The organism is Pseudomonas edaphica (assembly GCF_005863185.1).
Lineage (GTDB): Bacteria > Pseudomonadota > Gammaproteobacteria > Pseudomonadales > Pseudomonadaceae > Aquipseudomonas > Aquipseudomonas edaphica.
In genome coordinates this window covers 1-10301 of the sequence record NZ_VBVZ01000185.1, presented here as the reverse complement: position 1 = coordinate 10301, position 10301 = coordinate 1, and the positions used below count along the sequence as shown (strand labels likewise).

Annotated in this window: 13 protein-coding genes and 1 pseudogene; 1 reads left to right on the top strand and 13 read right to left on the bottom strand. The window is 59.0% G+C overall.

The window, feature by feature from the left end:
- The 13 genes and pseudogenes from FEM54_RS14475 to FEM54_RS14415 all read right to left on the bottom strand — a co-directional run.
- Positions 1 to 241: pseudogene (locus FEM54_RS14475) on the bottom strand (Tol-Pal system beta propeller repeat protein TolB); the annotation flags it as partial.
- Complete coding sequence (tolA, locus tag FEM54_RS14470) at positions 238 to 1311, bottom strand: cell envelope integrity protein TolA (RefSeq protein WP_017139816.1); 1074 nt, start codon at positions 1309 to 1311, stop codon at positions 238 to 240. The pseudogene FEM54_RS14475 and the gene tolA, both read right to left, overlap by 4 nt.
- Positions 1311 to 1763, bottom strand: a complete 453-nt coding sequence (gene tolR / locus FEM54_RS14465) for a protein TolR (RefSeq protein ID WP_161630238.1) — start codon at positions 1761 to 1763, stop codon at positions 1311 to 1313. The genes tolA and tolR overlap by 1 nt, the downstream gene beginning before the upstream one ends.
- Before the next feature lie 23 nt (positions 1764 to 1786).
- Positions 1787 to 2482, bottom strand: a complete 696-nt coding sequence (gene tolQ, locus FEM54_RS14460) for a protein TolQ (protein ID WP_003209819.1) — start codon at positions 2480 to 2482, stop codon at positions 1787 to 1789.
- Position 2483: 1 nt separating this feature from the next.
- Positions 2484 to 2939, bottom strand: a complete 456-nt coding sequence (ybgC, locus tag FEM54_RS14455; RefSeq protein WP_071484353.1) for a tol-pal system-associated acyl-CoA thioesterase — start codon at positions 2937 to 2939, stop codon at positions 2484 to 2486.
- Positions 2940 to 3078: 139 nt separating this feature from the next.
- Complete coding sequence (ruvB, locus tag FEM54_RS14450; RefSeq protein WP_017139814.1) at positions 3079 to 4137, bottom strand: Holliday junction branch migration DNA helicase RuvB; 1059 nt, start codon at positions 4135 to 4137, stop codon at positions 3079 to 3081.
- Positions 4138 to 4749, bottom strand: a complete 612-nt coding sequence (ruvA, locus tag FEM54_RS14445; RefSeq protein ID WP_056858571.1) for a Holliday junction branch migration protein RuvA — start codon at positions 4747 to 4749, stop codon at positions 4138 to 4140. It lies immediately after the preceding gene.
- A 67-nt stretch (positions 4750 to 4816) separates the two neighbouring features.
- On the bottom strand, positions 4817 to 5341 hold the full coding sequence (ruvC, locus tag FEM54_RS14440; protein ID WP_024077147.1) for a crossover junction endodeoxyribonuclease RuvC: 525 nt from the start codon (positions 5339 to 5341) through the stop codon (positions 4817 to 4819).
- Between the two features lie 155 nt (positions 5342 to 5496).
- A complete protein-coding gene (locus tag FEM54_RS14435) occupies positions 5497 to 6243 on the bottom strand; it encodes a YebC/PmpR family DNA-binding transcriptional regulator (RefSeq protein ID WP_138451547.1) in 747 nt (248 codons plus the stop codon).
- Between the two features lie 136 nt (positions 6244 to 6379).
- Positions 6380 to 8155 carry an aspartate--tRNA ligase gene (aspS, locus tag FEM54_RS14430; RefSeq protein WP_138451545.1) on the bottom strand — a complete coding sequence of 592 codons (1776 nt, stop codon included), beginning with the start codon at positions 8153 to 8155 and terminating at the stop codon, positions 6380 to 6382.
- A gap of 107 nt (positions 8156 to 8262) precedes the next feature.
- The gene (locus FEM54_RS14425; RefSeq protein WP_017139808.1) at positions 8263 to 8484 is read right to left on the bottom strand and encodes an FmdB family zinc ribbon protein; all 222 of its coding nucleotides are present in this window, start codon (positions 8482 to 8484) and stop codon (positions 8263 to 8265) included.
- Between the two features lie 168 nt (positions 8485 to 8652).
- Positions 8653 to 8994, bottom strand: a complete 342-nt coding sequence (locus FEM54_RS14420; protein ID WP_017139807.1) for a ribbon-helix-helix domain-containing protein — start codon at positions 8992 to 8994, stop codon at positions 8653 to 8655.
- Between the two features lie 181 nt (positions 8995 to 9175).
- Entirely contained in the window at positions 9176 to 9649 is a 474-nt protein-coding gene (locus tag FEM54_RS14415; protein WP_138451543.1) for a Dps family protein, read from the bottom strand.
- A 432-nt stretch (positions 9650 to 10081) separates the two neighbouring features.
- Here FEM54_RS14415 and FEM54_RS14410 point away from each other — a divergent pair.
- Positions 10082 to 10301 (top strand): cold shock domain-containing protein membrane protein (locus FEM54_RS14410; RefSeq protein WP_338109339.1); only part of this gene is annotated, 220 nt, incomplete at its 3' end.

Here is a 10301-nt window from a genome sequence, read left to right as displayed (position 1 = left end):
GCTGGCTGATCATGTTGCCCTTTGGAATAGGCGCGTAGTAGCCGGAGTTGCGCAGGTCGTCGCTGACGATCTGGGCCATGTCGTCCGGCAGCACGCTGCCGCCCTGCCAACCGAACGGTACTACCGCGATCGGGGTGGCCCGATCGCTACCGCTGGTGACCAGAATGTTCTTTTCATCCGCCGCCGCTATCCCTGCCATACAGCAAATAACGACAAGCATTCCTCGAAGAAGGTTTCTCACAAGGCTAGATCCTCAGGTGTGAATGTCATCTTGAATGAACGATAGGGAGCGAAGTCGCTTGGTTTCATTCCCTGCATCTCGGTCAACCGGCCAATGTTCTTGACCGCGGCAACCGCCGAACTGTCGAACGAACCGTCACCACTGGACTTGGACACGCTGACCGAAGTCACCGTACCGTCCGGCAACATGCCGATCTGCAGCACTACTGTCATGCCTTTACGTGCCGAAGGTGGACGTGTCCAACCCTCCGCTGCCCGTGCCCGAATCAGGTCGTCGAAACTGCCCGCGACTTCATCGCCACGTTCATCGGCCAAGGCTTGCTGACGCTGCGGCGTGTCGGAGAGCAAATCTGCCAAGGCCTGGGCCTTTTTCTCTTCGGCGGATTTACGCGCTGCTTCCTGGGCCTTTTTCTTACTGGCGTCGGCGGCAGCTTTCTTCTTCGCGTCGTCGGCGACTTTCTTCTTCGCCTCGTCTGCTTCAGCTTTTTTCTTGGCGTCTTCGGCGGCTTTCTTCTTCGCGTCTTCGACTATCTTCTTCTTGGCGTCTTCAGCGGCCTTTTTCTTGGCCTCTTCTTCGGCAGCTTTTTTGGCTTCTTCTTCAGACTTCTTCTTGGCTATATCAGCCAATTGTTTCTCTTCAGCCTTTTTAGCTTCGGCAGCTTTATCGGCTTTTTTGGCTTCATCAGCCTTTTTGGCCTCGTCAGCTTTCTTGGCTTCGTCAGCCTTTTTCGATTCCTCGGCCTTTTGAGCCGCCTCTTCTTTCTTTTGTTCCGCAGCAGCCTTCACCGCTTCCTGCTCGACCTTCTTCTGTTCCATCTGCTCGACTTCGGTCTGGCGCGCAGCCGACTTCTGGGCCTCACCCGCAATCTTCTGATTGGTCTGGGTGGTGGCCTGACTTTTCGATTTCAGCTGATACAGGGTCGCCTGCACGATCGGCTTGGCTGGCGGCAGGTCCGGGGTCATGGCAAAGCTGACGAACAGCATGCCAAACACCAGGACGTGCAGGGCAATTGCCCAGACGCTAGGCCAGAAGTAGCTTTCCGAGGCGGACGGCTCTCGCTGTTGCTGCATCAGGGCGCCTCGGTAATCAAGCCAACGTTACCCACGCCGGCCTTCTGCAGCCCGCCCATGGCGCCCATGACGGAACCATAGTCGACCACTTTGTCGCCGCGAATGAACACTTGCGTGTGCTTGCCGCCTTCGTTGCCGGACCGGATGATCTTGGTCACGGCGTCCGTCATCTGCGGCAAGGTCATGGCCTTGTCCTGCTGTTTCTGGGTGTCGACTTCGCTGCCAAGGTTCCAGTAATAGGTCTTGTCAGCCTTGATCGAAATGGTCAGGACCTGGGTGTTGTTGTCTTGCGGCAAGGCTTCGCTGGAAACCTTGGGCAGATCAACCTTCACGCCCTGATTGAGCATCGGCGCGGTCACCATGAAGATAACCAGCAGCACCAGCATCACGTCGATGTAAGGCACTACGTTCATCTCGGCGACCGGCTTGCGCTTTTTGCGAGCTCGAGCGATTAAAGCCATTGGAAATTACCTGCTTATTCTTCGCTGGTGTGCACTTTACGGTGCAGGATCGCCTGGAATTCATCGGCGAAGGTGTAGTAACGGCTGATCAAGGTTTCGCCACGAGCGGCAAAACGGTTGTAAGCAATTACTGCGGGAATAGCGGCGAACAGGCCGATCGCGGTGGCGATCAAGGCCTCGGCGATACCCGGGGCCACGGTGGCCAGGGTCGCTTGTTGCGCCTGGGCCAGGCCACGAAAGGAGTTCATGATGCCCCACACGGTACCGAACAGGCCGATGTACGGGCTCACGGAACCGACGGTGGCGAGGAACGGCAAGCTTTGTTCAAGCTTTTCTTCTTCGCGGGAGATGGCAACGCGCATGGCACGGGCCACGCCTTCCATGACCGCTTCCGGGTCAACACCCGGTTGCTGGCGCAGGCGCGAGAATTCCTTGAAACCGGCGCGGAAGATCTGCTCTACGCCCGAATCCGGGTCCGGGTTGCTACCGGCCTGACGGTACAGCTTGGACAGGTCGATACCCGACCAGAAGCGCTCCTCGAAGCTCTCCAGGGCACGTCGACCGGCACGCAGCAGGTTGCTGCGCTGAAAAATCATGACCCAAGAGGTAACCGATGCGGCTACCAGGACCAGCATCACCAGTTGAACCACAACACTGGCATTGCTGACCAGGCTCCACATGGAGGAATGGTCGACGACGGTAGGTTCCACGCTAAATCTCCTGCTTTGATTGTTTACCCGCGCCGCTTACGCCGGCAAAGGCCGCACGTAGAGCTTCGGGAATGGCCCGGGGTTTCAAACTATTGGTGCGCACACAAGCCACCAGGAACTGCCCCTCACAGAGCAGCGTTGCATCCGTTGCCCGCCTGACCTGCTGTTTAAAGCGCAGGCTGACACGGTTCAATTCGATAACTTCAGCGCTGACCAGCAATTCGTCGTCCAGTCGCGCCGGTGCGTGGTAGCGCGCCTCGCTGGAATGCACGACGAATAACAGGTCCTCCCCTGCCAGCTGGGATTGGGCAAAGCCCAGCTCCCGTAGCCGCTCGGTTCGAGCCCGCTCCATGAACTTGAGGTAGTTAACGTAATAAACGATGCCGCCGGCATCGGTGTCCTCGTAATAAACGCGACAGCGATGTGCGAACGACTGATCCCCGTTTTGCGCGCGCATACTCTAGTGCTTACTCCTCAGGTTGCCAATCCGGCTGGGCAACTGTTTTTGCATTCTATTCAGCATTTCTAACGACTGAATGACGACACCAGCCACTAGGACAGCACAAACTTCAGATAAATCGTCTGGCGTGGTGTTTTTAATCGTCCACTGCATCGAGGAATTCGTCTACTACAGGCATCTCGCCCAATCGTGACGGAATGTTTAACCCGAAGTGCAAATAGGCGTGGCGCGTGACCACGCGCCCCCTTGGCGTACGCATGATGTAACCCTGTTGGATCAGGTACGGCTCCAGCACATCCTCAATGGTATGGCGCTCCTCACTGATCGCCGCTGCCAGGCTGTCCACACCGACCGGGCCGCCGTCGAACTTCTCGATCATGGTCAAGAGTAGACGTCGATCCTGATGGTCGAAGCCGTGCTCGTCCACATCCAGCAGGTTCAACGCCAAATCCGCCACGGCCTTGGTGATATGCCCCTTGGCCCGCACTTCGGCAAAATCGCGCACACGACGCAGCAAGCGATTGGCGATACGCGGCGTACCACGGGCGCGGCGGGCGATTTCGAACGCGCCTTCCGGGTCCAGTGGCAACCCCAGGATGCCCGCCGAACGGCTGACAATCGTCGCAAGATCGGCAGTGCTATAGAACTCTAGACGTTGAACAATGCCGAAACGGTCTCGCAGCGGATTGGTCAGCATCCCGGCGCGCGTGGTGGCGCCGACCAACGTGAACGGCGGCAGGTCGAGCTTGATCGAGCGGGCTGCCGGGCCTTCACCGATCATGATGTCGAGCTGGAAGTCTTCCATGGCCGGGTACAGCACTTCCTCGACGATCGGCGACAGCCGGTGAATCTCGTCGATAAACAGCACGTCGTGCGGTTCAAGGTTGGTCAACAGCGCGGCCAGGTCACCCGGACGCTCCAGCACCGGGCCGGAGGTGGACTTGATCGACACGCCCATCTCCTGGGCGATGATCATGGCCAGGGTGGTCTTGCCCAGGCCTGGCGGGCCGAAGATCAACGTGTGATCGAGGGACTCATTGCGCCCACGCGCAGCCTGGATAAACAGCTCCATCTGCTCGCGCACGGTCGGCTGGCCGATATAGTCGGCAAGGCTGACGGGGCGGATGGCGCGGTCCTGGACTTCTTCACGGTCGCGCGGGCCGGTGGCCGCGATCAGACGATCAGCTTCAATCACTTAAATCATTCCCTTCAGGGCTCGGCGGATCATGTCTTCGCTGCTCAGGTTCTTGTCCTTGATGGCCGACACGGCTTTGCTCGCCTCCTGGGGCTTGTAGCCCAGGGAGATCAGCGCGCTCACGGCATCGCTTTCGGCACTGGCGACCTGGCCGGCCGGCATGTCCGGCTGATTCGGTACCAGCGCGAACATGTTCGGCACCACTTCCCAGGCCTTGAAACGGTCCTTGAGTTCGACCAGCAGGCGCTCGGCGGTTTTCTTGCCGACACCAGGCACCTTGGTTAACGCTGACGTGTCCTGGGCCGAAACTGCGCGTACCAACTCGTCCACTTCCAGGCTCGACATCAACGCCAGCGCCAGCTTTGGCCCCACGCCATTGAGGCGAATCAGCTCACGGAAGAAGTCGCGGTCGCGCTTGCCAATGAAACCATAGAGCAATTGCGCGTCTTCGCGCACCACCAAATGCGTGTGCAATGTTATCGGCTCACCGATCGACGGCAAACGGTACAAGGTGGTCATGGGCACTTCCAGCTCATACCCCAACCCATTTACATCCAGAATCAGGTGCGGCGGCTGTTTCTCAGCCAGGGTGCCGCGCAAGCGTCCAATCACGGTTCAGATCCTTAAAGCTTGGGGTCAGAGCACGGCCTGACCGGAAATAACGATTGCGCTGATGCTATCAGAGACGCAGCCGCCCGCCACGACTGCGTGCGGTGCCCAGGCCATGCGGCAAGAGGCTGGAACGCGTGTGTGCATGGCAAATGGCAATGGCCAGGGCGTCGGAGGCGTCGATTTGCGGCTTTGAGGTGAGCTTGAGCATGTGCATGACCATCATCTGCACCTGCTCTTTATTCGCCGCGCCGGTGCCGACCACGGCCTGTTTGACCTGGGTCGCGGTGTATTCGGCGATTTCCATGCCCTCCTCCGCACCGGCCACAATAGCAGCGCCACGGGCCTGGCCGAGCTTTAAGGCAGAATCGGCGTTTTTGGCCATGAAGACCTTTTCGATGCCCATGGTGACCGGCCCGTAGGTCTGGATCACTTCACGCACGCCGCGGTACACAATCTGCAGGCGCTCAGCCAACTCGCCCGCGCCGGTACGGATGCAGCCCGAAGCGACATAGACGCAGCCACGCGGGGTGTGTTGCACCACGCCAAAACCGGTGATGCGCGAACCGGGGTCGATACCAAGGATTAAAGTCATAACGCCTGCGGGTTGGGAAAAACATGATTCTTGCGGCCAACAACAATCAAATGTGGGAGCTGGCTTGCCTGCGATGCAGACACTTCGGTATTTCCGTCAAACCGAGGTGATGCTATCGCAGGCAAGCCGGCTCCCACAGGCGATTTTCATGGTGCTCAGGTAAGTTGTTCGGCTACGGATTCCGGGATGTCGGCGTTCGAGTAGACGTTCTGCACATCATCCAGGTCTTCGAGCATATCCAGCATCTTCAGCACTTTCTGCGCGCCGTCCAGGTCCAGCTCGGCGCTGGTGGTCGGCAACATCACGATTTCTGCGTCGGTGCCTTTGAAACCCGCCGCTTCCAGCGCGTTACGCACGGAGTAGAAGCCGGCAAACGAGGTGAATACGTCGATGGAGCCGTCTTCGTTGGTCACCACATCGTCGGCGTCTGCCTCCATGGCCGCCTCCATCAGGGCGTCTTCATCGGTGCCGGGGGCGAACGTGATCTGCCCCTTGCGCTCGAACAGGTAAGCCACCGAGCCATCAGTACCCAGGTTGCCGCCGCACTTGCTGAAGGCATGGCGCACAGCAGCCGCGGTGCGGTTGCGGTTGTCGGTCATGCACTCAACCATCACCGCCACGCCGCCTGGGCCGTAGCCTTCGTAGCTCAGCTCGACCATGTCGTCGGTATCGGCAGCGCCGGCACCACGGGCCACCGCGCGATCAATGATGTCGCGGCTCATGTTCGCGCCCAAGGCCTTGTCCAGCGCCAGGCGCAGACGCGGGTTGGAACCTGGGTCACCACCGCCTTGGCGGGCGGCGACGGTCAGTTCGCGAATCCACTTGGTGAAGATCTTGCCTTTCTTGGCATCCTGACGCTCTTTGCGGTGCTTGATGTTCGCCCACTTGGAATGGCCAGCCATAACACAACTCCGAAATTCTCTAGAAACCTTATCAATCCCGCCCCAGGCAGGAATTCCCTCTTTTAAACGCAAAGGCGCATCCGAAGATGCGCCTTTTTGACTGCGTAAAACCTTGTTGCGCTTTCACGCCGCAGCCTTACTCAGCCTTCGGCGCCTCGCGCAGACGGATGTGCAGTTCGCGCAGCGCCTTGGCATCCACCACGCCCGGAGCCTGGGTCATGACGTCCGCAGCACTCTGGGTTTTCGGGAAGGCGATCACTTCGCGGATCGACTGGGCGCCGGTCATCAGCATCACCAGACGGTCCAGGCCAAACGCCAAGCCACCGTGCGGCGGTGCGCCGTACTTAAGGGCGTCGAGCAGGAAGCCGAACTTCTCTTCCTGTTCCGCTTCGTTGATGCCCAACAGGCGGAACACCGCTTGTTGCATCTCTTTGCGGTGGATACGGATCGAACCGCCACCCAGCTCGGTGCCGTTGAGCACCATGTCGTAGGCGCGCGACAGAGCGCCCGCCGGGTTGGCTTCCAGCTCTTCAGGCGAGCACTTCGGCGCGGTGAACGGGTGGTGCAAGGCGCTGAAGCTGCCGTCTTCGTTTTCTTCGAACATCGGGAAGTCGACGACCCACATTGGCGCCCACTTGCAGGTCAGCAGGTCCAGGTCGTGACCGAGCTTGATGCGCAGCGCGCCCAAGGCTTCGCTGACGATCTTGGCCTTGTCGGCACCGAAGAACACGATGTCGCCATCGACTGCACCGACGCGGTCGAGGATCGCGTTCAGGTTGTCCAGCGGGATGTTTTTCACGATCGGCGATTGCAGGCCGTCAACGCCATTGGCGCGCTCGTTAACCTTGATGTACGCCAGGCCTTTGGCACCGTAGATGCCGACGAACTTGGTGTAGTCGTCGATCTGCTTGCGCGGCATGCTCGCGCCGCCAGGCACGCGCAGGGCGGCGATGCGGCATTTCGGGTCGTTGGCCGGGCCGCTGAACACCTTGAAGTCGACTTCCTTGAGCTGGTCGGCCACGTCCACCAGTTCCAGCGGGTTACGCAGGTCTGGCTTGTCGGAACCGTAGCGGCGCATGGTTTCTTCGAAGGTCATGTGCGGGAATTCGCCGAATTCCAGGTCCAGCACTTCCTTGAACAGGTTGCGGATCATTTGCTCGGTCAGACCCATGATCTCTTTTTCATCGAGGAAGCTGGTCTCGATGTCGATCTGGGTGAATTCCGGCTGACGGTCAGCGCGCAGGTCTTCGTCGCGGAAGCACTTGGCGATCTGGTAGTAGCGGTCAAAGCCGGCGACCATCAGCAGTTGCTTGAACAGCTGCGGCGATTGCGGCAATGCGAAGAAGGAACCGGCGTGGGTACGGCTCGGCACCAGGTAGTCACGCGCACCTTCCGGGGTGGCCCGGGTCAGGATCGGCGTTTCGACGTCGAGGAAGCCGTTTTCGTCGAGGAAGCGGCGGATGCTGGTGGTCATGCGCGAACGCAGGCGCAGCTTCTCGGCCATTTCCGGACGACGCAGGTCCAGGAAACGGTAGCGCAGGCGGGTTTCTTCGCCCACGTCGGAGTATTCGTTGAGTGGGAACGGCGGGGTTTCCGACTCGTTCAGCACTTCCAGCTCATAGCCCAGCACTTCGATGGCGCCGGAGGCCATGTTGGCGTTTACAGCACCGGCCGGGCGTAGACGCACCTTGCCGGTGATTTTAACGACGTATTCGCTGCGCACGCGGTCGGCGGCGGCGAAGCTCTCGGCGCGGTCCGGGTCGAACACCACTTGGGCCAGACCATCACGATCACGGATATCGAGGAAGATCACCCCGCCGTGGTCGCGGCGACGGTGAACCCATCCGCAAAGGGTGATTTCCTGACCATCCAGGGTCTCGTTCAGTTGGCCGCAATAGTGGCTGCGCATCATGGTAGTGGTTTCACTTCTCGTAATTCGAAATTCGGTGGAGGCTCGCCTTGTCACCGTACAGTTAAGCAGGGGACGGATAATGCAGGAGCCTGCGCGTAGAGTTCAACTCAGTCTGCTTTGTCGCCGCCCGCCAGATTCTTCTTGGCGCCGGTCTTGAAGTCGGTCTCATACCAGCCGCCGCCGCTCAGGCGGAAGCCCGGCATGGACAACATCTTCTTCAGCTCAGGTGCCTGGCAGGCAGGGCAATCGACCAGCGGCGCAGCGCTGATCTTCTGAATGGCTTCCAATTGATGACCACAGGAAGCACATTGATAATCGTACATGGGCATGGAGATGTCTCGGCGATCAGATCGTAACTGCGCCACGCCCACCCTGTGGATAAGCCAGGGGCGCGCAGCAAAGCGCGGGATTATATCTGGTAAATCGACACAGCGCAGCCGGCTTTCTGCCCGAAGCCTGGCCCGCCTTGACGGTGGGCCTGCTTCGCAACCGGCGGTTTAATCCAGGCCCGTGGCGCTGGCACGATCTTTTAATACGTGGACCACGCACACCACCCGCACCAACCCGCTGAAGTTCTTCACTCCCCCGTAACGCAAATGCACTTCCCGATCGACATACGACAGCAACGCGCTGACTGAACAGGCATTGATCCTGGCTATCTCCGTGAGGATATTCCAGTAGATCTGCTCAAGACGCAGGCAGGTGGAAAACCCATTGAGCCTGACCGACCGGGACAATGGCTTGGCCAGTCCCATGTCGAACCCTTTGGCAAAGGGGTCGACCTTTATCTTGTGAAAACCGGCGGTTTCCATCACTCCATTACCCACTCCGCGTGACATACACCTGACACTCCATTGCCAAACAGCAGCCCATGGGTTTCTCCCATTGGGCAGTGGGCCTATAAAACAGCAGGGCGAGAGGGGCAGCCAGAAGACGCGGATTGGAAAGTTGTAGGACAACGGCAGGAAATGCGGAGAAACAAGCGAGCGGCGCCGGGAAGGCGCCGCTCAGGGGGGGGCTTTACTGGTTTTCAAGCAACGAACGCAGCATCCACGCGGTTTTCTCGTGAACCTGCATGCGCTGGGTCAACAGGTCGGCGGTCGGCTCGTCGCTGACCTTGTCGAGCAGTGGGAAAATACCGCGCGCGGTGCGGGTGACGGCTTCCTGGCCGGCCACCAGTTGCTTGATCATCTCTTCGGCGCTGGGCACGCCCTCCTCTTCCTTGATCGAAGACAGCCGGGCATAGATCGAATAGGCACCCGGCGCCGGGAAGCCCAGGGCGCGGATACGCTCGGCAATGGAGTCCACCGCCAGCGCGAGTTCGTTGTACTGCTCCTCGAACATCAAGTGCAGCGTACGAAACATGGGACCCGTGACGTTCCAGTGGAAGTTGTGGGTTTTCAAATACATTACATAGGTATCGGACAGCAGCCGTGAAAGCCCATCGACGATGGATTTACGATCTTCTTCACTGATACCAATATCGATTGCCATGTTTTTCCCCTTCAATTGACGAACATTCATTGATCAGGTGCAGGACCACTCTAGCAAGAGTGCCGGCGGTGTGCAGCCCGACACAGGCAGACAGCGTGCGACATATCGCCCCTCTCCACGGCGGTTCCTATGAGCGACGGGCCAACCTTTGTGACGAGTCGGAAAACTTTAAAATTACCGCTCGCAAAGCCTGCCACTGTCTAGGACAAGGGTTTGACGCAGAAATGCCTTTGCCCTTGCAACGCCCCGAAATGCTTGATTTGAGTAGGCACAGCCTTTGCTGTTAAATAGGCGGCGTGTGGTTACCGTTCATTTCTGCGGTACGCCACATAGGCTGATACCCGCGCACGTGCTCAACGCCTCCCATTGTTCAGAAGCGAACCGTGCCAGTCAGCTCTTCCTTGTGATCCGTCTTAACGTGAGTTAATCAAAATGTTGAAAATCGTCCACCTCCTGACGGGCGTTGCAGCGTTGCTGCTGTCCTTTATTCCGAGTCTGCAGCCTGAAAGCCTGCCGTACCTGGAACAACACGACGCCCTGTACCTGGCCTTGTTCGGCCTTCTTAACCTGACGCTCGCACCGGTAATCCCTTACTGGAACAAAGGCACGCGTCATCAACTGCAAAACCTGGTCAGCGCGCTGTTGGTACTTA